This is a genomic window from Salmonella sp. 2020_1459 (genome assembly GCF_043847915.1).
GTDB classification, from domain to species: Bacteria; Pseudomonadota; Gammaproteobacteria; order Enterobacterales; family Enterobacteriaceae; genus Salmonella; species Salmonella enterica.
Genome location: NZ_JBCMFA010000001.1, coordinates 790,292 through 813,578 on the forward strand (window position 1 = coordinate 790,292; position 23,287 = coordinate 813,578).

The following is a 23,287-nucleotide window of genomic DNA, read 5'->3' on the forward strand; positions in this document are numbered from 1 at the left end:
TTTATTTTTGTATTTAAAAAATTATTTTATTAATAAATTACCATCACGCATGGTAAAGGAGGTTACAGACGAAACAGGTTTCCCTTTAGCATTTTCACCACCAATAAGGAAAACTTCATCACCATAACTTACTGATACACCATAGCCGAGAGGTTGTTTCATTTTACCCATATATTGCCAATGGCCATTAACCAAACCATAGACTTCATCTCGCCATTTTTTATTTATTCCTTCGTGGGAATAAAACTTTCCATTGGTATAATTTTGTTTTGCTCCCGGAAAATTCGCGCCACCACCGACAAGCAGGACACCGTGACTATAGCCCGAAAATGCTCCGGCCAACCCTTCTTGCTGTTGTTCTCCAGGCGATGGCGGTAACTGGCTGTTCTTCAACCATGTTAGCTTGTCGTTATCCCACATGGCGCGGTAAATCACATCGGTACGTAAACCCGGTTTGAGCTCACCATTAATCAGCATCAGGAAATTATTTTCCATTACCGATGACGATCCTGCCGTCCCCGCGTCTGGCAGCTCACCGGCATTCTTCCATGTGTTCTCTTTAGCATTGTAGATAAATACGATTTTATTAAAAAAATAATCTTTGGCAGGTTTATTAAAATAATTATAGATGACTTTATTTTTTTCACTTTCATCCGCAGCCGCAGCCGCTATATCAATAAAATACTTATCAAAGATATGCTCATTAACCCCTCCGGTAATAAGTACCATCGTTTCGTTTAATTTTACTCCCGTATGCCCTGTTAATCCAACTGGAGATATAGTGTCAACTTTTTGCCATGTATTTTTCACCGGTGAGTATTTGTACACATCGCTATAAACCTGCAACGGTGATTCACTGTTTTTTTTCCCTACGCCACCAAAAACATAAAGCTCATCATTTAAAAATACCGACACGGATTGCTCACGAGCTCCACCAGGAAACGACTTTATACGCTCCCAGTCTTTATGTTGCTTTTTAAGATCAATTTTATACCAGGATGTCCCTGCGGTACCTAAGCCGACATAAATCACGCCATTATTATCAATAGCGCCAGTACCATTTTTCAGTGGTTCTGGTATATCAGGAAGCGTCGTTGCATATCCTGATGTGGTGATAGCGACTGATAAACATAGCGCCATTAGCGTCATCATTTTCTTAAAATTTTTCATCTGCATCCCCATGCGAAGAAATACAATTGGAGTAAAGCTTCATCATTAGTGATCTTATGGTGCACAATTTCAACAATGATAATGACAAAATGTGACCAAGCGCTAAAAATAATTACATGGGGTTATCATGTGCGAGGTAAAAGCACACCATGGTGATGTTAGAAGTGATTATGGGTGACCTGTTATGGTCAAACTCATTAGTGATAGCATTCGAATAAATACAACAAGAATTATGTGATGCATTTCATACTGGCTATCCCGTGGCGTATAAGCTCCTTCTGAGCATTTTATCTTTATGCCGGAAGCAGTTAATAAAATACAGCATGCTGCCGTCAGAGTGAATTGTATTTGTCTTGTAGCTTCAGGTTATAGCCTCAAATCCGCTGGCGCAGTAATTGAATAACAAACATACCTTATGACTGTGTTCACATTTTTCTATCTTTTTGCTTGATGCAGCAACACTCCACAACATAACATAAAACGGAGCAAAACTTCAAAATATATAAGGCGGAACTGGATGTCACTATTAGCCAGGCTGGAACAAAGTGTACACGAAAACGGTGGGCTGATTGTCTCATGCCAACCGGTACCAGGCAGCCCTATGGATAAACCTGAAATTGTGGCTGCAATGGCACAGGCAGCGGCTTCGGCGGGTGCGGTCGCTGTGCGCATTGAAGGCATTGAGAATCTGCGGGCTGTTCGTCCCCATCTTTCTGTTCCTATTATTGGGATAATTAAACGTGACCTTACAGGGTCGCCAGTCCGTATCACTCCCTATTTACAGGATGTTGACGCCCTGGCGCAGGCAGGTGCCGATATTATCGCTTTTGATGCCTCATTCCGCTCTCGCCCGGTTGATATTGATAGTTTACTGACACGTATTCGCCTGCATGGATTACTGGCGATGGCAGACTGTTCAACCGTGAATGAAGGCATAAGTTGCCATCAGAAAGGAATCGAATTCATTGGTACAACACTGTCTGGCTATACCGGCCCCACCACGCCGGTTGAGCCAGATTTGGCAATGGTGACACAACTGAGCCATGCAGGTTGTCGTGTTATTGCCGAGGGGCGCTATAACACGCCTGCACTGGCGGCCAATGCTATTGAGCATGGTGCCTGGGCAGTTACCGTTGGTTCCGCTATCACCCGTATCGAGCATATCTGTCAGTGGTTCAGTCACGCAGTAAAACGCTGAACAGGAAAAGAAAATGAACACGCTTACTATTGATATTTATGTCTCAGATAATAATCCGACGTTAATAATGCTATCGGCAAATACGATCCCCAGGCCTGAAGCCTGTTTGAACGCAATATCGGATATCTGCTATTTCAGGTATCCGGCAGGACATACGTCTGGGCATCACCATTGGTGGAGCATAAATGCTCTGCCTTTTACATCTCATGATTACCGTCATTGAGAGTAACAAAAACTATTACTTGATCTGAATATCGTATCGTCTGAATGATGGGAAGATAAAAATACACAGACGATGACCGCAACTCTACTCAAAACCATAAGCAGGAAAGAACTATGATTACACATTCTTTCGGCATCGTTAACTATCTTGTATTATTTGGCTACCTCCTGGCCATGATGTTAGTCGGTGTCTATTTTTCCAGACGGCAAAAAACAGCAGACGATTATTTTCGCGGTGGTGGCCGGGTTCCTGGTTGGGCGGCTGGGGTCAGTGTATTTGCTACTACGTTAAGCTCAATTACATTTATGTCAATTCCTGCCAAAGCGTTTACTTCCGACTGGACGTTTATCATTGGTCAGTATCTGGCTATCGCAATTTTACCGCTGGTTTTTTATTTCTATATTCCGTTTTTTCGGAAATTGAAAGTCACATCAGCCTATGAATATCTCGAAGCACGGTTCGATGTGCGCTGCCGTCTATTCGCCAGCATGTCATTTATGTTGTTTCATATCGGACGTATCGCCATTATCACTTTCCTCACCGTGCTGGCCTTGCGCCCCTTCATCGCTATAGACCCGGTGATTTTGGTACTGTTGATTAGCGTGATGTGTATCATTTATACCTGGATGGGTGGAATTGAAGGAGTAATATGGACTGATGTTATTCAAGGCCTCTTACTTTCTGGCAGCGCGATACTGATTTTTATAGTGATATGTCTCAAAGTCCAGGGCGGCATTGGTGAAATTTTTACGGTGACGCAGCAGGCGGATAAATTCTTTCCGGCTACGCAGTTCCACTGGAGCTGGACGGAAAGCACAGTACCTGTATTGATGATTGGTTTTCTGTTTGCCAATATTCAGCAATTTACTGCCAGTCAGGATGTGGTCCAACGCTATATCGTGACTGACTCCATAGAGGAAACGAAGAAAACATTACTTACAAATGCCAAACTGGTTGCTGTGATCCCTGTTTTCTTTTTTGCTATCGGCTCGGCATTGTTTGTCTACTATCAGCAACATCCACAATTATTACCGGCGGGATTCAACACTGGCGGCATTTTACCCTTATTCGTGGTCACCGAAATGCCAGTCGGCATTGCAGGGTTGATAATCGCCGCTATTTTCGCTGCCGCGCAGTCCAGCATCTCCAGCAGCTTAAACAGCATTTCCAGTTGTTTTAATTCCGATATCTATCAGCGTTTGAGTCATAAAAAAAGAACGCCAGAAAACCGTATGAAAATAGCTAAGTTAGTTATTCTGGTCGCGGGCCTGATAAGTAGCGCGGCCTCGGTATGGCTGGTCATGGCCGATGAATCAGAAATCTGGGATGCATTTAATAGTCTGATAGGTCTGATGGGAGGGCCAATGACCGGTCTGTTCATGCTGGGCATTTTCTTTAAACGAGCAAATGCCGGGAGTGCGGTTTTAGGAATTATTATCAGCGTCATTACCGTGCTGGGCGCACGCTATGCCACTGACCTTAACTTCTTCTTTTATGGGGTCATTGGCTCGCTAAGCGTGGTGATCAGCGGCGTTATTTTCGCCCCGTTATTTGCCCCGGCACCGCCATTGACGCTGGATGAAAAACCTGAACCAAAGGTGACATTATGATTTCATGATACCACGCTATACCGACACAGCACACGGTGACGCCAACGCCCGGGGCGACAATACCGGGCCAGATATAAACCATCCGACAGATGGCGCGCTATAAACACCGTAAGAGCAAACAGATTACTCTCCAGTGATGTTCTGTCATAAGTTGGCAACGCGATGTAAATATTCCCCCTCCTTTACTTACATCGCGCTTTTTTTCATGCCGCAGACTTGATAGGCTCTGCTCTGTTCGATATTGCAGGCTTTGTGCCGCAATCAGCCCTCAAGAGCAGGAACTATATGGAGCCTCAACCCCCACGTCTTAAACCCGGAAAAATCCTTGACACTCTGGGTGCTATGCAAAAAAGCCTGACACGTGCCTCCCAGCGTATTGCGCAATATATTTTAGCCTTCCCCAGACAGGTGACACAGTCATCTATTGCCGATTTGTCGCGCGACACACAGGCCGGAGAAGCCACGGTTATTCGCTTTTGTCGCACCCTGGGCTATAAAGGTTTTCAGGATTTTAAAATGGACCTGGCCATTGAACTTGCCACTACCGAGTCTGATGACAGTAGTCCTCTACTGGATGCCGAAGTTAGCGAATCCGACGATGCCCACGCCATTGGTTTAAAATTGCAGAACACCATTAGTAATGTATTATCTGAAACGCTAAATCTGCTTGATATGCAACAGGTTCTCGGTGTCGTGGACGCCCTACGTCACTGTCACTCAGTTTATATCTTTGGTGTGGGCTCATCGGGGATCACGGCGCTGGATATGAAACACAAGCTAATGCGTATTGGTTTACGGGGCGATGCGGTAAGCAATAACCATTTTATGTACATGCAGGCTACGCTATTAAAAGCAGGCGATGTCGCGATGGGTGTCAGTCACTCGGGCACATCGCCAGAAACAGTGCATTCACTCCGATTGGCCCGACAGGCTGGCGCCACCACAGTCGCCATTACCCATAATCTGGGTTCTCCATTATGTGAAGAGGCCGATTTTTGCCTGATCAATGGTAATCGGCAAGGAATGTTGCAGGGTGACTCGATCGGTACGAAAGCCGCGCAGCTTTTCGTCTTTGACCTGCTCTATACCCTTCTTGTACAGTCCTCGCCGGAACAGGCCCGAGAAAGCAAATTACGGACAATGAATGCCCTGGACATGACAAAATAATTCCCTTCACGTACAGGCGTCATTTTCCTTTTTTGTTCATGAGTCTGCTGGACGCTTTATAGACAACAAAGCCCGGTCTCCCGGGCTCTGAAAGTCAATGCTATATTAGCTGTATGCGTGAAGCGTTCGCTGACAAAGCGCCGAGCGCACGCAGTCGTCTTTGTTGAAATGCACAATCCCTACCATTTCATCTTCTTCAAAGCGTTCCAACGCATCGCTCAACCCGGAACGCACGCCGCGCGGCAGGTCGCATTGCGTAATATCGCCATTGACAATGACCGTGACATTTTCGCCTAGTCGCGTCAAAAACATTTTCATTTGCGCCGCAGTCACATTTTGCGCCTCGTCGAGGATCACGACCGCATTTTCAAAAGTACGCCCACGCATATAGGCGAACGGGGCAATTTCTACCTTACCGATTTCCGGGCGCAAACAATATTGCATAAAGGACGCGCCCAACCGTTTAAGCAGGACATCGTAGACGGGACGAAAATAAGGCGCGAATTTTTCAGCGATATCACCGGGCAAAAAACCAAGATCTTCATCAGCCTGCAATACCGGACGCGTCACAATGATCCTCTCGACGTCCTTATGAATCAATGCTTCTGCCGCCTTTGCCGCACTGATCCATGTTTTTCCACAGCCGGCTTCGCCGGTCGCAAAAATAAGCTGTTTACTGTCAATAGCGTTCAGATAATGCGCCTGCGCTTCATTTCGCGCCTTAACAGGAGAGGTATCGCGACTATCGCGCGCCATGCCAATGGCTTCTACTCCGCCCATCTGTACCAGTGACGTGACCGATTCTTCTTCACGTTGCTTATGACTACGCGAATCTCGTCTCAACACACGCTTTGCTTCACGACGAGCTTTGATCACTGCTTTTTGTCTTCCCATGGATAGCACCTTGAGTTGTAGGTATACATCACCCGCGTTCTCTTGAACGCGATTATGCGCACACACATCTGAGGGTTGGCTTCCTTGTAAGCCTTAGCTTGCTTTTTGAAACGACGCCACACACGGCTACGCGCACCACATATGACGTCATGGGTATGGACAGTAAGAGAAATGATGAGAGCTTTTAAGATGACAAGACCACCACCGGAGAGAGAATGTCCGTACAGGGTGTTGTAACTACTGTAAACAATGTGTCCTGGTGCGGACATTACCATTCGCGATCTCCATAGTGAGTGACCATCACTGCCGGGGAACTACCGCTATTACTACTAAGTACAACACAAAACATCAATAATGCAACAATATATTCACCAAGTATTAACCAAACATTATTGCGTCATTGTCAGTCTCTTACAGAAAGATTACACGATTATTTCATCGGCAGGAGACTAAAAAAGATAATCATTAGCTACTGCGGGTATTAATGGTGAAACTACCCATAAGCCATTGAATATTCAACATATAAAAGGTTAAAATGGAGTAATTAACGTATCCTCTCTCCCATCACTAAAACGGCATTATTTATGCAAAATTTTGTGCGGCATACTTACGCGAGTAACGCTGACTCGTTTTAATTTTTGTCATTACCCTATTGCGTCAAGGCTATTGGTACCATTAACAGGCGATTTCATATATGGCCAGTTAGTGATTACTCGAGACGTATTACGGCCGCGTTAACGGCGCTCAAGGGCTAAAAATAGTTTGAGAGAGCGTCCTCATTTACCTGAACATCTTCAGTCAATCGGTCCGGGACTTATCAGAGGACCAGGCAGGCGTATAACGCCGCCTGGTAAAATATGTCCGATGGCGATAATGCTATCGGACATGTCGGTTATTCCGCCTGTAGCTTCGACGGCGGCGCGGAATGATAATGCGCGTCCGCTTTTGCAAAGCGTTCCTGCATCGCTGCTGTCGGCGCTTTGCCAAGCAGGCTAAAGATTACGATCCCCAGGCTGCCGAAAATGAAGCCAGGGATAATCTCATACAGATCCAGCCAGCCATATTGTTTCCAGACGATAACCGTCACCGCGCCAATAATCATTCCCGCCAGCGCGCCGTTACGTGTCATACGCGACCACATCACAGAAAACAGGACAACAGGTCCAAATGCCGCGCCGAATCCAGCCCAGGCGTAGCTCACCAGCCCCAGCACACGGTTATCGGGATTCGCCGCCAGCGCAATGGCGATCAGCGCTACCACCAGCACCATCACTCGCCCTACCCATACCAGCTCTTGCTGGCTGGCGCTTTTACGCAGAAAAGCCTTATATAAATCTTCTGTAATCGCGCTGGAGCATACCAGCAACTGACAGCTCAACGTCGACATCACCGCCGCCAGGATAGCAGACAGCAGAACACCGGCAATCCACGGGTTAAACAGGATCTGCGCCAGTTCAATAAATACGCGTTCTGAGTTTTGGTTCACCGCCCCGGCCAGCGCGGGGTTATTGTTAAAGTACGCAATGCCAAAGAAGCCCACCGCCACCGCGCCCGCCAGACACAGAATCATCCAGGTCATACTGATACGACGCGCATGAACAATACTGTGATGGGAATCCGCCGCCATAAAGCGCGCCAGGATATGCGGCTGACCGAAGTAACCCAGTCCCCAGCCCATCAGGGAAATAATGGCGACAAAATTCAGCCCCTTGAGCATGTCGACATTCTCGATGCTCTTTTGCTTGATCACCTCCAGCGACTCGCTGAAACCGCCTACGCCAACAATAACCATCACCGGCGTCAGGATTAACGCAAAAATCATCAGGCTGGCCTGAACGGTATCCGTCCAGCTAACGGCAAGAAACCCGCCGATAAAGGTATAAATAATGGTTGCCGCGGCCCCCGCCCACAGTGCGGTTTCATAGCTCATACCGAAGGTGCTTTCGAACAGTCGTGCCCCAGCGACAATACCTGATGCGCAATAGATAGTGAAAAACAGCAGAATGACCAGCGCGGAAATAATACGCAGGACTCGGCTCTTATCTTCAAACCGACCGGTAAAATAGTCCGGTAGCGTGAGCGCGTTATTGTTAAATTCGGTATGCACGCGCAGGCGCCCGGCCACCAGCTTCCAGTTAATCCATGCGCCTAACGTCAGGCCAATGGCGATCCAGCTTTCAGAGATCCCCGACAGAAAGATAGCGCCAGGCAGCCCCATTAACAGCCAGCCGCTCATATCCGACGCGCCGGCTGATAAAGCCGTAACAAACGGCCCCAGGCTGCGACCGCCAAGAATATAGTCATCAAAGTTTTTGGTTGAGCGCCAGGCGATAAACCCAATCAATATCATGCCAAAAATATAGACACAGAATGTCACCAACATCGGTGTGCTAATAGCCATCAAGGTTCTCCAAATTTATTCATTGGCACTACCGTAGCGTGCCGTTTTGTACCCTGCCGGAACGTGGCAAGGGTGTTATGTTTACCAGGGCGACCGTATCCTGCCGGAAGCGGTGGTTATTCACAATCGATTTAACACACCATTTACATCAAATTTGATTGCAGAGGGATACTATTTTTCTCCAGGTTGCACTCTCTCACATTTTTTGCGGTTGCACCTTTTAAAAGTGTTAACTACCGCAGAGAAAATAAATCCAGATGGTTTTCCCCGTCAGACTCTCTCTTTCTTTTTTTAACAATTTATTCATTTTTAAGCTTGCAACGCAGGTCACATTTAACGCGGTTGCACAAAGTTGCAACATAGTGGATATTTTCCGCTAACTATTGGTTAGCAGATAGAGCGAATAACAGGAGTAGAGGGTATGGGAACCACCACGATGGGGGTTAAGCTGGACGACGCCACGCGCGAACGGATCAAAATGGCCGCGTCGCGTATCGATCGCACGCCGCACTGGTTAATAAAACAGGCAATCTTTAGCTATCTGGACAAGCTGGAAAATAGCGATACGCTACCGGAGCTACCTGCGCTGTTTGCCGGCGCGGCAAATGAAAGCGAGGAGCCGGTCGCGCCGCAGGATGAGCCGCATCAGCCCTTTCTGGAGTTTGCCGAACAGATTCTTCCCCAATCCGTCTCTCGCGCCGCCATCACCGCCGCCTGGCGCCGCCCGGAAACCGATGCGGTGTCAATGCTAATGGAACAGGCGCGCCTGTCGCCGCCTGTCGCTGAGCAGGCGCATAAACTGGCGTATCGACTGGCGGAGAAATTGCGCAATCAAAAATCCGCCAGCGGTCGCGCGGGTATGGTGCAAGGCCTGTTGCAGGAGTTTTCCCTCTCTTCGCAAGAAGGCGTTGCGCTGATGTGTCTGGCGGAAGCGCTGCTGCGTATTCCCGACAAAGCTACGCGCGATGCGTTAATTCGCGACAAAATCAGTAATGGCAACTGGCAGTCGCATATTGGCCGTAGCCCGTCGCTGTTTGTAAACGCCGCTACCTGGGGGCTGCTCTTTACCGGCCGACTGGTCTCAACGCATAACGAAGCCAATCTTTCGCGCTCGCTGAACCGCATTATCGGCAAGAGCGGCGAACCGTTAATCCGCAAAGGCGTCGACATGGCGATGCGTTTAATGGGCGAGCAGTTCGTGACTGGCGAAACCATTGCTCAAGCGCTGGCGAATGCCCGAAAACTGGAAGAGAAAGGGTTCCGCTATTCTTACGATATGCTGGGCGAAGCCGCGTTAACCGCCGCCGATGCGCAGGCCTATATGGTCTCTTACCAGCAAGCGATTCATGCCATCGGCAAAGCGTCTAACGGTCGCGGTATTTACGAAGGGCCAGGCATCTCGATTAAGCTGTCCGCCCTGCATCCACGCTATAGTCGCGCGCAATACGATCGGGTAATGGAGGAGCTTTATCCGCGCCTGAAATCACTGACGCTGCTGGCGCGCCAGTATGATATCGGTCTCAATATCGACGCCGAAGAGGCGGATCGTCTGGAGATCTCGCTCGATCTGCTGGAAAAACTCTGCTTCGAACCCGAACTGGCGGGCTGGAACGGCATTGGCTTTGTGATCCAGGCTTACCAGAAACGCTGCCCGCTGGTCATTGATTATTTAGTCGAACTGGCCTCCCGTAGCCGCCGGCGGCTGATGATTCGTCTGGTGAAAGGCGCCTACTGGGATAGCGAAATCAAACGCGCGCAAATGGAAGGGCTGGAGGGCTATCCGGTTTATACTCGCAAAGTGTATACCGATGTCTCTTATCTGGCCTGCGCGAAAAAACTGCTCGCCGTCCCTAATCTGATCTACCCGCAGTTCGCGACCCATAACGCTCACACACTGGCGGCGATTTATCATCTGGCCGGGCAAAATTACTATCCGGGTCAGTACGAATTCCAGTGCCTGCACGGCATGGGCGAACCGCTGTATGAACAGGTCACCGGTAAAGTGGCGGACGGAAAACTTAACCGTCCCTGCCGTATTTACGCGCCGGTGGGAACACACGAAACCCTGCTGGCCTATCTGGTACGACGCCTGCTGGAAAACGGCGCCAACACCTCTTTTGTCAACCGTATCGCCGATGCCACCCTACCGCTCGATGAACTGGTGGCGGACCCGGTCGAGGCCGTGGAAAAACTGGCGCAGCAGGAAGGTCAGGCTGGCATACCGCATCCGAAAATTCCGCTGCCGCGCGATCTGTACGGCGAAGGTCGGATAAACTCCGCCGGACTTGATTTAGCGAATGAACATCGCCTCGCCTCGCTTTCTTCTGCCCTGTTAAGCAACGCCATGCAGAAATGGCAGGCCAAACCTGTGCTGGAACAACCGGTGGCCGACGGTGAGATGACGCCGGTTATCAACCCGGCGGAACCGAAAGATATTGTTGGCTGGGGACGCGAAGCGACAGAAAGCGAGGTTGAACAGGCATTGCAAAACGCGGTCAATCAGGCGCCGGTTTGGTTTGCGACGCCGCCGCAAGAACGCGCCGCTATTTTGCAGCGGGCGGCGGTATTAATGGAAGACCAAATGCAGCAGTTGATTGGCCTGTTGGTGCGTGAAGCGGGGAAAACGTTCAGCAACGCCATTGCCGAAGTGCGCGAAGCGGTAGACTTCCTCCATTATTATGCCGGTCAAGTGCGTGACGATTTCGATAACGAAACGCATCGCCCGTTAGGGCCGGTAGTCTGCATCAGTCCGTGGAACTTCCCGCTGGCCATTTTCACCGGCCAAATCGCCGCCGCGCTGGCGGCAGGTAACAGCGTTCTGGCGAAACCGGCAGAGCAGACATCGCTGATTGCCGCCCAGGGCATTGCCATTTTGCTGGAAGCGGGCGTACCGCCGGGCGTCGTGCAACTGTTGCCGGGACGGGGAGAAACCGTCGGCGCCCAGCTTACCGCCGATGCGCGTGTACGCGGCGTGATGTTTACCGGCTCCACGGAGGTCGCGACGTTGTTGCAGCGCAACATCGCCACGCGTCTTGACGCCCAGGGCCGCCCTATTCCGTTGATTGCGGAAACCGGCGGTATGAACGCTATGATTGTCGACTCTTCCGCGCTCACCGAGCAGGTGGTCGTGGATGTGCTGGCTTCCGCTTTCGACAGCGCCGGACAACGCTGTTCCGCGCTCCGCGTGCTGTGTTTGCAGGACGATATCGCCGAACATACGCTGAAAATGTTACGCGGCGCGATGGCGGAGTGTCGGATGGGGAATCCAGGCCGTCTGACGACCGATATCGGGCCGGTGATCGATAGCGAGGCCAAAGCCAACATTGAACGTCACATCCAGACGATGCGCGCCAAAGGCCGCCCGGTTTTCCAGGCCGCACGTGAAAACAGCGATGATGCGCAGGAATGGCAGACCGGTACGTTTGTTATGCCCACGCTTATTGAGCTGGAAAACTTCGCAGAACTGGAAAAAGAGGTCTTCGGGCCCGTGCTGCACGTCGTGCGTTATAACCGTAACCAACTGGCGGAGCTTATCGAACAGATTAACGCTTCCGGCTACGGGCTAACGCTGGGCGTACATACCCGTATTGATGAAACCATTGCGCAAGTCACCGGTTCCGCCCATGTCGGCAACCTGTACGTTAACCGTAATATGGTGGGCGCGGTCGTCGGCGTCCAGCCGTTTGGCGGCGAAGGCCTGTCCGGCACCGGGCCAAAAGCGGGAGGACCGCTCTATCTCTACCGCCTGCTGGCACACCGCCCGCCCAATGCGCTCAATACGACGCTGACTCGTCAGGATGCGCGTTACCCGGTGGATGCGCAGCTTAAAACCACGCTACTCGCGCCGTTGACCGCTCTGACGCAATGGGCGGCGGATCGCCCGGCGCTACAGACGCTCTGCCGACAATTCGCCGATCTGGCGCAGGCCGGCACGCAGCGCCTGCTACCGGGACCGACCGGCGAGCGCAATACCTGGACGCTGTTGCCGCGTGAACGGGTATTATGCCTGGCTGATGACGAACAGGACGCGTTGACGCAGCTTGCCGCCGTTCTCGCCGTCGGCAGTCAGGCGCTATGGTCAGACGACGCCTTCCACCGCGATCTGGCGAAACGTCTCCCCGCCGCCGTTGCGGCGCGTGTCCAGTTTGCGAAAGCGGAAACGCTGATGGCGCAGCCGTTTGACGCGGTGATTTTCCACGGCGACTCCGACAAGCTGCGAACCGTGTGCGAAGCCGTCGCCGCCCGCGAAGGCGCGATAGTGTCGGTACAGGGGTTCGCCCGCGGCGAAAGCAATATACTGCTGGAACGGCTCTATATTGAACGTTCGCTGAGCGTAAACACTGCCGCCGCTGGCGGTAATGCCAGCCTGATGACAATTGGCTAATACTGTGGTTAATTAAGGCTCCGTCAATGGAGCCTTTTTACTCGCGTCAGAGGACCGTATGAAACGAATTTTCCTTACCTGCGCGGCGTTGTGGTTCAGCAGTCAGGCGTTGGCCGATGAGTGTGCCAGCGCCAGTACGCAGCTGGAAATGAATCGCTGCGCCGCCGCGCAATACCAGGCGGCAGATAAAAAGCTGAACGAAACCTATCAAAGCGCGATTAAGCGTGCGCAACCGCCGCAGCGCGAGCTGTTGCAAAAAGCGCAGGTGGCATGGATTGCCCTGCGGGACGCCGATTGCGCTCTGATTCGCTCAGGTACGGAGGGCGGCAGCGTGCAACCCATGATCGCCAGCCAGTGCCTGACCGATAAAACGAACGAACGCGAAGCGTTTTTAGCCTCGCTGCTGCAATGTGAAGAGGGTGATTTGAGCTGCCCACTGCCGCCAGCCGGTTAACGCACGCGAATCCCTTCAATAATAATGCGCTGAACGCTTTCGACCGTTTGGTTGAAAAAGGCTTCATCGCGAAGCGTCGCGCCGGTTACCGCTTCAACCTGAGGGGCGAAATCGGCATAATGTTGCGTGGCGGCCCAAATCATGAAGATCAAATGATGCGGAGAAACGGGCGCCAGTTTCCCGCTGTGCACCCATCCGGCAATCAGCGCGGATTTTTCATCTATCAACGCTTTTAGATCGCCGGTCAGTTCCTCCATTAAGAGCGGCGCGCCCGCCAGCATCTCCATGCAGAAGAGCCGCGACGCCTGCGGATAATCACGCGAAACCTCCAGCTTGAGACGGATATACTCTTTGATGGCCTCCAGAGGGGAAAATTCTGCGCGAAACGCCTTGAGCGGCGCCAGCCAGACATCCAGGATCTGTCGCATTACTGCGACATACAGCGCCTCTTTCGAGGGATAATAATAAAGCAGATTGGTTTTGGAGACGCCAGCCCGCTCGGCGACCTGCTCAAGACGCGCGCCATGAATGCCATACTGGGAAAAAACGGCAAGCGCGGCGGTTAAGATAAGCTGCCGTTTTGCACCGGTGGCCTGCGAACGTTTTCCGATTTTTTTCTCTGTGCGTTGCGACATGCGCCCTCTCCTTTTCGTCAGGACGCAAGCATACCAAATCCGGCTTATAAACAAAAAAACCGCCGGAAATCCGGCGGCGGTGGCGCATGACGCTTTTTAGCGCGAAACGCTCAGCGTCTTGCTGTTGTGACGCAGGCTAGCTATTACGGTTACTGCTTTTGCCCCCTTTTTTGCCTGCTTCGGATGCACGCTGCGGGTCATTCTTAAAATTGCCCCCGCTGTGCTGACCACCTTTACGACCTGCTTCTGATGCTCTTTCGCGGTCTTCCGCAAAATTACCGGAACCGCCACGATGGTTTGCCATTACTGACCTCCGTCATAGATTAGACATCATATTGCATAGGTAATGAGGAGTATCTCCTCGCGCAGCGTATGAACGATATCATCAGTAACGCCGCGTAACATTAAGCATAGTGAAAAACGTCGTGGTAGGCCGCTTACCGAAATATTCTGCAACATTGGAAGCCGAATACGCAGAATAATAACAATAAGAAATAAATAAGTTATTCTTATATTTGGGAAAATCAAAGCGCTTAAAAATGTATCATTTTGCAACAAAGGTCGCCAAATTAATTATTGTTATAAATCAAAGAAATGGCGCTGAAATTTGCACTCTTCACAGGAGAGCATATCTTTAAATAGACGTAGCGAATCGCTACACACCTGATTAATCTGAGGAGTAGTACAAATGGCAAAGATTCTGGTGCTCTATTATTCCATGTACGGACACATTGAAACCATGGCGCACGCGGTGGCGGAAGGGGCAAAGAAAGTCGACGGCGCAGAGGTCATTATAAAGCGTGTGCCAGAAACAATGCCGCCTGAAATCTTCGCAAAAGCTGGCGGTAAAACGCAAAACGCACCGGTTGCCACCCCACAGGAGCTGGCGGATTACGATGCCATTATTTTTGGTACGCCAACCCGGTTTGGCAATATGTCAGGCCAGATGCGTACCTTCCTGGACCAAACCGGCGGACTGTGGGCATCCGGCGCGCTATACGGCAAGCTCGGCAGCGTGTTCAGTTCTACCGGAACAGGCGGCGGCCAGGAGCAGACCATCACCTCGACCTGGACTACTCTTGCCCATCATGGGATGGTGATCGTCCCGATAGGCTATGCCGCACAGGAACTCTTTGACGTCTCCCAGGTTCGCGGCGGCACGCCTTACGGCGCAACGACTATCGCCGGAGGCGACGGTTCACGTCAACCAAGCCAGGAGGAACTCTCTATCGCTCGCTATCAGGGGGAATACGTCGCCGGTCTGGCAGTCAAACTCAACGGCTAATCTTCAACAGGAGGATTCGAATGCCAACTCAAGAAGCAAAAGCGCACCGCGTCGGCGAATGGGCAAGCCTGCGTAATACGTCGCCGGAAATTGCCGAAGCCATTTTTGAAGTCGCTCACTATGACGAGAAACTGGCAGAAAAAATATGGGAAGAAGGTAGCGATGAGGTGCTGATCAAAGCCTTTGAGAAAACGGACAAAGACTCGCTCTTCTGGGGCGAACAAATCATCGAACGTAAAAACGTATAACACAAACGCCCCCGCCTGCGCGGGGGCATATGGCTATTTTGCAGCAGTGTTCATGACGTTATCGAACTTATCCAGCGGACAGAAGCCGTTCGCATCCACCGGACATCCTTTCAGTTCCAGGGTTACCCTTTGCGCGGGCGATTTGAGCGTTAACGCTTCCGCATTGCGTAACTGCCGGGCGCTCTGGTAGACATACTCGATTTTCATCAAATCCCGGTTAGCGTTGCCGTCATGCCAGCGTTGGAAGACAAGCTGACCGCCAATCGGCGTTCTCTCATACTGGTCATGGAGCTGATAGGGTTTAAAATCCAGCGCCGTCAGCAGCGACGCGATATTGGAATCATGCCCCACCAGCACGGTAACCTTCGGCGCGCTAACGCGATCGGCAACCAGCACCTTATCGATATATTTCACCAGCGGCGCAGCGACATTGCGCGCCACCGTGGGTGAGGTAAACAGGCTGTCCTGGTAACCGTTTTTCAGTTTTGACAGCACCTTCCACTGCCGATCGGTGTGGATGCCGCCCCAGGCGACCTGATCCATCGGAAACCCTTCGTAATATTGCAGGGTAAACGCATCCACCAGCGAGTTCCCTACTTTAAGCGGCCCCTGCACGCCAGGCTCTTGCTGATAGTTCGCGCTGAAGGTATCTTTCGCGTCGATTAGCGAACACTGATGCTTCTCTTTGCAGGACGGCGAGTCCTGATAATGCGTTATCTGCTCAAGCAGTTTATAACTCTCATCAAGATGTAGCTGACTACGCGCCTTTTCCATCGCCTGTACGGCCTGTTGCCGGATCGCGGCGGAATCATCGGTAATTACCGGATTGAAGGTAGGGTCCATAGTGCCCATTTTTTCCTGATGATGAACAGGAATATCACAGCCGGGGAAAGCGCCGGTAATGAAAAATTGCGCGGTGGCGACGGTGCGCTGCAAACTATTCGCATAGGCATATACCGTGTCGGGCGCCGGACATTCTCCCGACGGTATCAGCCCCTGCGCGACCAGCCATTCACGTGTGTAGTGTCCCATATAGACTTCCAGCACGCCGCCTTTCGTCGTCAGTTGCCCGCCGGGAACGTCCCACGCCGGCCAGGCGTTCGGCGTCGACTGCGCCAGTACGCTGCCATTATTCGCCAGCGGCGCCCGCAGATTATGGCGGCTCATCATCAGCACCTGTTGTAATTGATAACCCTCCGGCGTTGTCTGCGCCTGTACGGCGGATGACAACAAAACAGCCCCTGCCACAGCAACAGCGAGTAATGATTTTTTCATCCCTATGACCTCTTGTTGTTATCAAATCGTTCTGAGTGTGACAGAAATGGATCATTTTTCCGGGAACGATTTCGCAAAACGGGGGTTTTTCTTACAGTAAACGCGTTAGCGCCGGGAAACCCCGGCGCATATTCAGAACGTTTTTGCCCACCACAGCCGAAGCTTCATGCCCCAATAGCTGGTCCAGCCGCTGGTGGTGAACACAACCCGACCTTGTGAAACCACCACCAGCGTTGGCGTCACGCTGATTTCCCATCCAGCGGATAAGGCGCCGTTAGCATCATTGATGACCGGGAAGTCAACGCCCTTGCGCGCCAGCCAGCGGGCAACCTCAGCGTCATCGCCGGAGCGGAGCGCAACGGTCATGACGTTTTCCCCTTCCGCCGCCAGGCGAGCGACCGCAGGCGTAGTAAAGCGGCATACCCCGCACCAGCTGGCCCAAAAATAGAGCAGTACGGGGCGTTCTTCGCTCAATGTCGCCAGAGTTGTCGACTCTCCCGTCAGCGTACGTAATGGTGTCGCGGCAAACGCCGGAGGTGCCTGCGGCGCGCGCCAGACGTCCATGACCACCATTATCGCGATGAGGAGCGCCAGAAAAACCGCGGCTTCACGCAGCCAACGCCGCAGTTTACCCGCCATTGGCAGCCGCCAGTTTTTCTTTCACCACCGCTTCCAGCGTATCCCAGGGCACTGCGCCCGGAATCAGCTCGTCGCCAATGATCGTCGCTGGCGTTCCTTGCACGCCGACCAGCCTTGCCAACTGCAAATTAGTGCGTATCGTTTCCATGCTTTTTTCATCCAGAGTCACTGGCGTAGCCCCTGCTTTCTGCTGGGCATGTTTAATACTGTCATCCGTATGGTAACCGCGCTTTTGCATGAGTTTTTCATGTAGCGCGAGGAACTGTTGCGGATGCTCGCGCCAGGTAGTCAGCGCAATACGCGCCGCCAGTATGGAACTCTCTCCTTTGAATGGCAGCGGTTTAATAATGACCGCAACGTCAGGATATTTCTGCACAATCTTTTCCAGCATCGGATCGAGCTGTTTGCAGTACGGGCAGTTGTAATCCGTAAAGTTCACCAGCGTCAGCTTAGGGTGTTTAGCGCCTATCCGCGGGCTGGCAGGATCGTTAAACAACGCCGCATGGATCAGATTTTCAATCTGCTTTTCTTGATCCGGCGTAAAAGGGGCGGTTTCTTGCGCGATGCTCAGCGTCGAAAACAGCGCCAGCAGCAAAACAATCATGTATTTCATTGGGTTATTCCTTTCGCTTTTTTCAACGTTTGTAATACCGCATCGCGGGTCAGCAAAGTGGGCAATGCCTCCCCTTCCGGCAAGCCGGGGCCATATACCTGATTAAACGGCACGGCGACCTGGCCACGCGTTTTCAGAAAATCTGTAATAGCATCGGACGGCAGCGTCCAGTCTCCCCGCAGCGCCACAACATCCGGCTGTTGCAAGGCGGCCTGCACATCCTCTTTTTGCAGGACGTTGTATTTATTCACTTTACAGGTAATACACCAGTCCGCAGTGACATCGACAAATACCCGCTTATGCTGCGCCAGCGCCGACTGGATTGCCTGTTCACTCAACGGTTGCCACTGAACCGTGTCTTGCGCGCTCTTTGACGCAGTGAAGCCGAAATGCGGCAGGAGTAACGTCGCCAGCCAGATAGCCGACCCCAGCATCATCAGACCGAGGATCCTGCGCAGGACATTCATCCAGCGCCCGGGGCGCGGTAAACGTAGCGCAAGCCCTGGTCGTATCGCGACCAGTAGCCACGGCGCGCTCATTCCCAGGCCAAGCGCAAGGAACAGCCCCCACAGCGTCGGCAGCGACGCCGTGAGCGCCACCGCGACCGCCGTGCCCAGAAACGGCGCGCTACAAGGCGTCGCCAGCAGCGTGGCGAATGCCCCCTGCCAGAAATGTCCCGACATACCGTTACCGCCGTAAGTGGCCAGTTTCGTGGTCATAGATGAGGGAAGCCTGAACTCAAAAAGCCCGAACAGGCTGGCGCTAAACAACAACATCACCAGCGCCATAAAACCAATAAACCATGCATTCTGGAACTGGACTCCCCAGGCCAGCGCATGGTTTGACAGGCGAAGGAGGGTCATAAACGCCGCCAGCGCCATAAATGACGCAATGATACCGGCGACCGAAGCCAAAAATTGTCGCCTGATGTGAGAGCGGCTTTTTTCCTCTACCAATAAAATAGAGCCAAGTTTCATGCCCAGAACCGGCAGTACGCAGGGCATTAAATTAAGAATCAGTCCGCCGATCAGCGCCATCATTACAACTTGCCAGAAAGGTAGCGCCGCATTGTCCGGCGTTTGCGCTGGCGCAGCGCCAATGGTTTGCGTGCTCTCCTGGGCGATAGCGCCATCGGCTAACACGAGGGTCAGCGATTTGTTGCGCAAATCGGGCGCCTTTTCGCCCCAACTGTCCGTCACCGGCACCGTCGCCTGTAACCTGTCGCCCTCTACGCGCAGGCGAGGCTTCGCAAAATCGACGTCATCTATGGTGTCAAGATAGAGCCCGGGCGATGACCAGCCCGCCGCTCGCGTAGCAGTGACCACCAGTTCTCCCGGGCGATAGCCGACGTCAAGCGAGTCCGTTAGTCCACTGCGGAGCGGAACTTTACCCATCGCCCGCGCATAGTCATGGGCAAAATCGGCATTCTGCACAGTGGGCGTCACGGAAAAGGGGTAATCGGTCAACAGACAAACATTGCTGCAGGTTGATAACGTCAACACGCCGCTCAAGGTCGCGGGCGGCGTACCGCGCACGATCATCGGAAAGGTCACCTCGTCGTGATATCCCTGGGTGGTGATATTCGCCACATCAAAGCGCGAGGGGGTTGGCCAGAACCAACTTACCTCAGGCATGTCGCCTTTCCAGGCGATAGAGGGCGCCACGCCCCCTTCCCCCGGCGCGCGCCAGTAGGTTTTCCAGCCGTTTTCCAGTTTGACATCCAGCAACAGCCGGGTCTCACCGTTAGCGGACGTATCGGCACGTAGCCGTATGCTGGCATGGTCGTTATCGGGCGAACGCAGCCAGCCGCTTTCCGCCGCCCAGGAAACGGGCAGCCAAAGCCATAACAGGCAGAACAGTATCCGCCTGAACAAAATCATCATATTTTTTCTCCGTGAATGAGTAATTAACCGTTAGCAATAACCGGTCTGTCATTCACGGAAGACACAAAATCGTAGATGTACCCGTAATGTGGGCGGCGAAATAGCCCGTGGAGGCGAAAACGGCAGGCGCATGACCCGGACAGGCGCCAGTAAGGAAAGCAGTAGACAAAGCGCAAGGATAGCGCCTTCAAAGAGTACCGGAGGCGCCGCCAGCAGCGACTTGGCGCTTAATTCGCAGGGGGTGACCGGCGAGCCGTCATCTGTCGAGGAGGGAGCGCTGACCACCGCAGCAGAGGCCGTCGCCTGCATCTGCAAGGCGTGCAGACCCGCCATGCGTTGCGCGGTACAAACCATTACCACGACACATGCAAGGCAAAGAAACCACCAGCCCATCCGTTGTTGTTTCGCCATTGCGCCCTCACTGTTTAACGCGAGTTATCTTAGCCACTGGCGCGGTTTTGGCAACCTTTCCCCTGTAAAGTTATGTCGGCGCGCTGCGCAACCTTCTGATAGTCGAACAACGTAATTTATTCTTACTAATGATATAACTGGTGTTTTCATACGCACTTTTCAGGTTTACCCTACACTTAGTGGAGAAACCTTTTTGGGGTCCCTTCTGTATGTATTGATTTAGCGAGATGATGCTATGGAACTTAAGGATTATTACGCCATTATGGGCGTGAAACCGACGGACGATCTCAAGACGATTAAGACCGCCTATCGCCGACTGGCCCGCAAGTACCATCCAGATGTCAGCAAAGAACCCGATGCCGAAGCCCGTTTCAAAGAGGTTGCTGAAGCATGGGAAGTGCTGAGTGATGAGCAACGGCGCGCCGAGTATGACCAGTTATGGCAACACCGTAACGATCCACAATTTAATCGCCAGTTCCAGCAACACGAAGGCCAGCCGTATAACGCTGAAGATTTTGATGATATTTTCTCGTCTATTTTTGGTCAGCACGGTCGCCATTCGCACCACCGCCACGCCGCACGCGGTCATGATATCGAAATTGAAGTGGCGGTATTCCTGGAAGAAACGCTGGAAGAGCACCAGCGTACGATTAGCTATTCCGTCCCCGTTTATAACGCGTTCGGCCTGGTGGAGCGGGAAATTCCCAAAACATTGAATGTGAAAATCCCGGCTGGCGTCAGCAATGGGCAACGAATCAGACTGAAAGGCCAGGGCACGCCGGGGGAAAACGGCGGACCTAATGGCGATTTATGGCTCGTTATCCATATTGCCCCGCATCCGCTCTTTGATATCGTCAATCAGGATCTGGAAGTCGTCCTTCCGCTTGCCCCATGGGAGGCGGCGCTCGGCGCTAAGGTGTCTGTGCCAACGCTTAAAGAGCGTATTTTGCTGACCATTCCCCCCGGCAGCCAGGCAGGTCAGCGGCTGCGTATCAAAGGAAAAGGATTAGCCAGTAAAAAGCACACTGGCGATCTCTATGCCATCATCAAAATCGTTATGCCGCCGAAACCTGACGAGAAAACAGCTGCCCTGTGGCAACAACTGGCGGACGCGCAGTCGTCCTTTGACCCACGCCAGCAATGGGGGAAAGCATAATGGCTAACATCACTGTCACCTTTACCATCACCGAATTTTGTTTGCACACCGGCGTGACGGAAGAAGAGCTAAACGAAATCGTCGGACTTGGCGTAATTGAGCCTTACGAAGACGATAACGCCGACTGGCAATTCGACGATCGCGCAGCGAGCGTGGTACAACGCGCGCTACGCTTACGCGAGGAGCTGGCGCTCGACTGGCCTGGGATCGCGGTCGCGTTAACGCTGCTGGAAGAGAATTCACGGCTGCGCGAAGAAAACCGGTTACTGCTGCAACGCCTTTCTCGCTTTATCTCGCATCCCTAATCCACGATAAAGGCAATAAACCGAGGGTGGGCTTTCTGCCCACCCCGGATTTACATGCACCCGGTATAATACCAGAATGCCTCTGACATACTTCCCCCAACGGAAGAAATATAGCCTTTCACCGCGCACAACCCGATCAACGAACCGCCAATGTCAGCCATTAATGCGCCATTGCGAAGATCATCGTTTAAATAAAGACCAGCCACACGTTCACATTTTTTAGATACGTCGGTTATTTTTACACGTTAGCGATCATTTATTGCCTGAAGAATATATTCTTTCACTGTTTTGTACTCTCTGGTTGATACGTACCTTCTCCCTGTCAATGCCGGGTAAAATGTACCGCTGCGCTTACAGGTTGCGATATTTATAAATAAGAAATACAACAGTCACTTACAGTTTAATAATTGAGCGTTATAACATCCACTACCGCCCAATATTTACACCACGTATAAAATACAAAAATGTAATAGAATGTAAACAAAATAAGAGCATAAAATAAATAACTTATTAAAAAATCAATATAAATAGAGTGGTCAATAAAAAACGATCGTTTTCAACGAGTTATGTTTCTCAGATTTTCATCTATCCTGAATAGGCTTGCGGAAAATGTAATTTACACCATTGACTATTTCACTTAAAAGGTTTCTGTAATGGAATGGAAGGTCGTTGATACAGTTATAAGTCCCTCTACCGGAGTGTCGTTCTCATGCATACATAGCCTAAAAAATCTTAGATTGACCTTATGGTATCAGGCAGATGTTTACATGCCTCCAGGTAGCATTATCATCCCCTTTAATAAGGGGGTCTTAATAAACGATAAACTTTATCCCGTTACTGTTTACAACGTTACCAGGTTTAATCCTGTTCTATGGAAATCGCTTAAAGAAAATAGCCACTGTCCTGGTAACTGCAATCCTAAACCAGAAGCCTGCAGTTATCCTTTCGAGTGTCTGGTATCCGTTTGTCCATTTGGTTTAACCAGAAATATTCAAATAGATAATAAGAAAGTTTAGGAAATAAAGTATGCATTAGCCATACTACTGATTAAGTGTATTCGCGCACGTTTGCAGTATTTTGCAGTTAAATATGTTTGATATAAAAATTGTACAGTTCGGATATTTTTTGATTCGTTTAATCTAACCTTCACTTTGGCAACGAGGAGCCGGTACAGAGGATATTACTGATGGCCGGCAGACAAAGAAACGCATTGCTTTTAACACTGTATAAATTCCATCCGTGACATTCTTATTTAGTGATATTTCACCAGAGCAATCATCTTACCTTTATTGTGCATAAAAATCAGCAAGTAGTGTTTAGAAAAAATAATGTTTTA

At 51.3% G+C, this 23,287-nt stretch carries 20 protein-coding genes; 10 read left to right on the forward strand and 10 right to left on the reverse strand.

The window, feature by feature from the left end; translation table 11 throughout:
- Nucleotides 1–21: 21 nt before the first annotated feature.
- A complete protein-coding gene (locus tag ACH0VJ_RS04085) occupies nt 22–1,182 on the reverse strand; it encodes an N-acetylneuraminate epimerase (RefSeq protein WP_000525756.1) in 1,161 nt (386 codons plus the stop codon).
- Nucleotides 1,183–1,687: 505 nt separating this feature from the next.
- Between ACH0VJ_RS04085 and ACH0VJ_RS04090 the strand changes: the two genes are divergently transcribed.
- The 3 genes from ACH0VJ_RS04090 to ACH0VJ_RS04100 all read left to right on the forward strand — a co-directional run bounded on the left by ACH0VJ_RS04090 (nt 1,688) and on the right by ACH0VJ_RS04100 (nt 5,368).
- A complete protein-coding gene (locus ACH0VJ_RS04090) occupies nt 1,688–2,368 on the forward strand; it encodes an N-acetylmannosamine-6-phosphate 2-epimerase (RefSeq protein WP_001537455.1) in 681 nt (226 codons plus the stop codon).
- Nucleotides 2,369–2,704: 336 nt separating this feature from the next.
- The gene (locus ACH0VJ_RS04095; RefSeq protein ID WP_000628085.1) at nt 2,705–4,201 is read left to right on the forward strand and encodes a sodium:solute symporter; all 1,497 of its coding nucleotides are present in this window, start codon (nt 2,705–2,707) and stop codon (nt 4,199–4,201) included.
- 285 nt (nt 4,202–4,486) lie between these two features.
- Complete coding sequence (locus ACH0VJ_RS04100) at nt 4,487–5,368, forward strand: MurR/RpiR family transcriptional regulator (protein WP_000433673.1); 882 nt, start codon at nt 4,487–4,489, stop codon at nt 5,366–5,368.
- Between the two features lie 105 nt (nt 5,369–5,473).
- Here the strand turns inward: ACH0VJ_RS04100 and phoH are convergent, their stop codons facing one another.
- Together phoH and putP are read right to left on the reverse strand one after the other, a co-directional pair.
- A complete protein-coding gene (gene phoH, locus ACH0VJ_RS04105; protein ID WP_000533527.1) occupies nt 5,474–6,262 on the reverse strand; it encodes a phosphate starvation-inducible protein PhoH in 789 nt (262 codons plus the stop codon).
- An 892-nt stretch (nt 6,263–7,154) separates the two neighbouring features.
- The gene (gene putP, locus ACH0VJ_RS04110) at nt 7,155–8,663 is read right to left on the reverse strand and encodes a sodium/proline symporter PutP (protein ID WP_001018467.1); all 1,509 of its coding nucleotides are present in this window, start codon (nt 8,661–8,663) and stop codon (nt 7,155–7,157) included.
- 421 nt (nt 8,664–9,084) lie between these two features.
- Here putP and putA point away from each other — a divergent pair, with 421 nt between their 5' ends.
- Entirely contained in the window at nt 9,085–13,047 is a 3,963-nt protein-coding gene (gene putA, locus ACH0VJ_RS04115; RefSeq protein ID WP_000537513.1) for a trifunctional transcriptional regulator/proline dehydrogenase/L-glutamate gamma-semialdehyde dehydrogenase, read from the forward strand.
- Nucleotides 13,048–13,105: 58 nt separating this feature from the next.
- The gene (locus ACH0VJ_RS04120) at nt 13,106–13,501 is read left to right on the forward strand and encodes a lysozyme inhibitor LprI family protein (protein ID WP_000821068.1); all 396 of its coding nucleotides are present in this window, start codon (nt 13,106–13,108) and stop codon (nt 13,499–13,501) included.
- On the opposite strand, the gene rutR is transcribed toward ACH0VJ_RS04120, so the two are convergent.
- A complete protein-coding gene (rutR, locus tag ACH0VJ_RS04125; RefSeq protein WP_000083128.1) occupies nt 13,498–14,136 on the reverse strand; it encodes an HTH-type transcriptional regulator RutR in 639 nt (212 codons plus the stop codon). The two genes, ACH0VJ_RS04120 and rutR, sit on opposite strands and share 4 nt — an antisense overlap.
- A gap of 136 nt (nt 14,137–14,272) precedes the next feature.
- Nucleotides 14,273–14,440: a general stress protein gene (locus ACH0VJ_RS04130; protein ID WP_001273663.1), complete on the reverse strand. Its 168-nt coding sequence runs from the start codon at nt 14,438–14,440 to the stop codon at nt 14,273–14,275.
- A 384-nt stretch (nt 14,441–14,824) separates the two neighbouring features.
- Between ACH0VJ_RS04130 and wrbA the strand changes: the two genes are divergently transcribed.
- Complete coding sequence (gene wrbA, locus ACH0VJ_RS04135; protein ID WP_001062898.1) at nt 14,825–15,421, forward strand: NAD(P)H:quinone oxidoreductase; 597 nt, start codon at nt 14,825–14,827, stop codon at nt 15,419–15,421.
- 20 nt (nt 15,422–15,441) lie between these two features.
- The gene (locus ACH0VJ_RS04140) at nt 15,442–15,669 is read left to right on the forward strand and encodes a YccJ family protein (RefSeq protein ID WP_001143125.1); all 228 of its coding nucleotides are present in this window, start codon (nt 15,442–15,444) and stop codon (nt 15,667–15,669) included.
- A 33-nt stretch (nt 15,670–15,702) separates the two neighbouring features.
- Here the strand turns inward: ACH0VJ_RS04140 and agp are convergent, their stop codons facing one another.
- The 5 genes from agp to ACH0VJ_RS04165 form a co-directional block, all read right to left on the reverse strand.
- Nucleotides 15,703–16,944 carry a bifunctional glucose-1-phosphatase/inositol phosphatase gene (agp, locus tag ACH0VJ_RS04145; protein WP_000749206.1) on the reverse strand — a complete coding sequence of 414 codons (1,242 nt, stop codon included), beginning with the start codon at nt 16,942–16,944 and terminating at the stop codon, nt 15,703–15,705.
- A 132-nt stretch (nt 16,945–17,076) separates the two neighbouring features.
- Nucleotides 17,077–17,583 carry a protein disulfide oxidoreductase gene (locus ACH0VJ_RS04150; protein WP_000907528.1) on the reverse strand — a complete coding sequence of 169 codons (507 nt, stop codon included), beginning with the start codon at nt 17,581–17,583 and terminating at the stop codon, nt 17,077–17,079.
- Nucleotides 17,573–18,196, reverse strand: coding sequence for a DsbA family protein (locus ACH0VJ_RS04155; protein WP_000876682.1), 624 nt, complete (start codon nt 18,194–18,196; stop codon nt 17,573–17,575). Before ACH0VJ_RS04155 ends, ACH0VJ_RS04150 begins: the two co-directional genes overlap by 11 nt.
- The gene (locus ACH0VJ_RS04160) at nt 18,193–20,079 is read right to left on the reverse strand and encodes a protein-disulfide reductase DsbD (RefSeq protein ID WP_000972970.1); all 1,887 of its coding nucleotides are present in this window, start codon (nt 20,077–20,079) and stop codon (nt 18,193–18,195) included. Before ACH0VJ_RS04160 ends, ACH0VJ_RS04155 begins: the two co-directional genes overlap by 4 nt.
- A 48-nt stretch (nt 20,080–20,127) precedes the next feature.
- Complete coding sequence (locus ACH0VJ_RS04165) at nt 20,128–20,490, reverse strand: copper resistance protein (RefSeq protein WP_001118902.1); 363 nt, start codon at nt 20,488–20,490, stop codon at nt 20,128–20,130.
- A 235-nt stretch (nt 20,491–20,725) separates the two neighbouring features.
- Between ACH0VJ_RS04165 and cbpA the strand changes: the two genes are divergently transcribed.
- The 3 genes from cbpA to ACH0VJ_RS04180 all read left to right on the forward strand — a co-directional run bounded on the left by cbpA (nt 20,726) and on the right by ACH0VJ_RS04180 (nt 22,967).
- Entirely contained in the window at nt 20,726–21,646 is a 921-nt protein-coding gene (cbpA, locus tag ACH0VJ_RS04170) for a curved DNA-binding protein (protein ID WP_000420603.1), read from the forward strand.
- On the forward strand, nt 21,646–21,951 hold the full coding sequence (gene cbpM, locus ACH0VJ_RS04175) for a chaperone modulator CbpM (RefSeq protein ID WP_001284251.1): 306 nt from the start codon (nt 21,646–21,648) through the stop codon (nt 21,949–21,951). Before cbpA ends, cbpM begins: the two co-directional genes overlap by 1 nt.
- 653 nt (nt 21,952–22,604) lie before the next feature.
- The gene (locus tag ACH0VJ_RS04180; RefSeq protein WP_001537781.1) at nt 22,605–22,967 is read left to right on the forward strand and encodes an anti-adapter protein IraM; all 363 of its coding nucleotides are present in this window, start codon (nt 22,605–22,607) and stop codon (nt 22,965–22,967) included.
- Nucleotides 22,968–23,287 lie beyond the last annotated feature (320 nt).

Coding starts and splice junctions, on each gene's coding strand:
- agp (WP_000749206.1), bottom strand. CDS start 16,944: ATGAAAAAATCATTACTCGCTGTTGCTGTGGCAGGGGCTGTTTTGTTG.
- wrbA (WP_001062898.1), top strand. CDS start 14,825: ATGGCAAAGATTCTGGTGCTCTATTATTCCATGTACGGACACATTGAA.
- ACH0VJ_RS04150 (WP_000907528.1), bottom strand. CDS start 17,583: ATGGCGGGTAAACTGCGGCGTTGGCTGCGTGAAGCCGCGGTTTTTCTG.
- ACH0VJ_RS04180 (WP_001537781.1), top strand. CDS start 22,605: ATGGAATGGAAGGTCGTTGATACAGTTATAAGTCCCTCTACCGGAGTG.
- ACH0VJ_RS04165 (WP_001118902.1), bottom strand. CDS start 20,490: ATGGCGAAACAACAACGGATGGGCTGGTGGTTTCTTTGCCTTGCATGT.
- putA (WP_000537513.1), top strand. CDS start 9,085: ATGGGAACCACCACGATGGGGGTTAAGCTGGACGACGCCACGCGCGAA.
- ACH0VJ_RS04100 (WP_000433673.1), top strand. CDS start 4,487: ATGGAGCCTCAACCCCCACGTCTTAAACCCGGAAAAATCCTTGACACT.
- ACH0VJ_RS04095 (WP_000628085.1), top strand. CDS start 2,705: ATGATTACACATTCTTTCGGCATCGTTAACTATCTTGTATTATTTGGC.
- ACH0VJ_RS04160 (WP_000972970.1), bottom strand. CDS start 20,079: ATGATGATTTTGTTCAGGCGGATACTGTTCTGCCTGTTATGGCTTTGG.
- ACH0VJ_RS04090 (WP_001537455.1), top strand. CDS start 1,688: ATGTCACTATTAGCCAGGCTGGAACAAAGTGTACACGAAAACGGTGGG.
- ACH0VJ_RS04130 (WP_001273663.1), bottom strand. CDS start 14,440: ATGGCAAACCATCGTGGCGGTTCCGGTAATTTTGCGGAAGACCGCGAA.
- ACH0VJ_RS04155 (WP_000876682.1), bottom strand. CDS start 18,196: ATGAAATACATGATTGTTTTGCTGCTGGCGCTGTTTTCGACGCTGAGC.
- rutR (WP_000083128.1), bottom strand. CDS start 14,136: ATGTCGCAACGCACAGAGAAAAAAATCGGAAAACGTTCGCAGGCCACC.
- putP (WP_001018467.1), bottom strand. CDS start 8,663: ATGGCTATTAGCACACCGATGTTGGTGACATTCTGTGTCTATATTTTT.
- phoH (WP_000533527.1), bottom strand. CDS start 6,262: ATGGGAAGACAAAAAGCAGTGATCAAAGCTCGTCGTGAAGCAAAGCGT.
- ACH0VJ_RS04120 (WP_000821068.1), top strand. CDS start 13,106: ATGAAACGAATTTTCCTTACCTGCGCGGCGTTGTGGTTCAGCAGTCAG.
- ACH0VJ_RS04140 (WP_001143125.1), top strand. CDS start 15,442: ATGCCAACTCAAGAAGCAAAAGCGCACCGCGTCGGCGAATGGGCAAGC.
- ACH0VJ_RS04085 (WP_000525756.1), bottom strand. CDS start 1,182: ATGGGGATGCAGATGAAAAATTTTAAGAAAATGATGACGCTAATGGCG.
- cbpA (WP_000420603.1), top strand. CDS start 20,726: ATGGAACTTAAGGATTATTACGCCATTATGGGCGTGAAACCGACGGAC.
- cbpM (WP_001284251.1), top strand. CDS start 21,646: ATGGCTAACATCACTGTCACCTTTACCATCACCGAATTTTGTTTGCAC.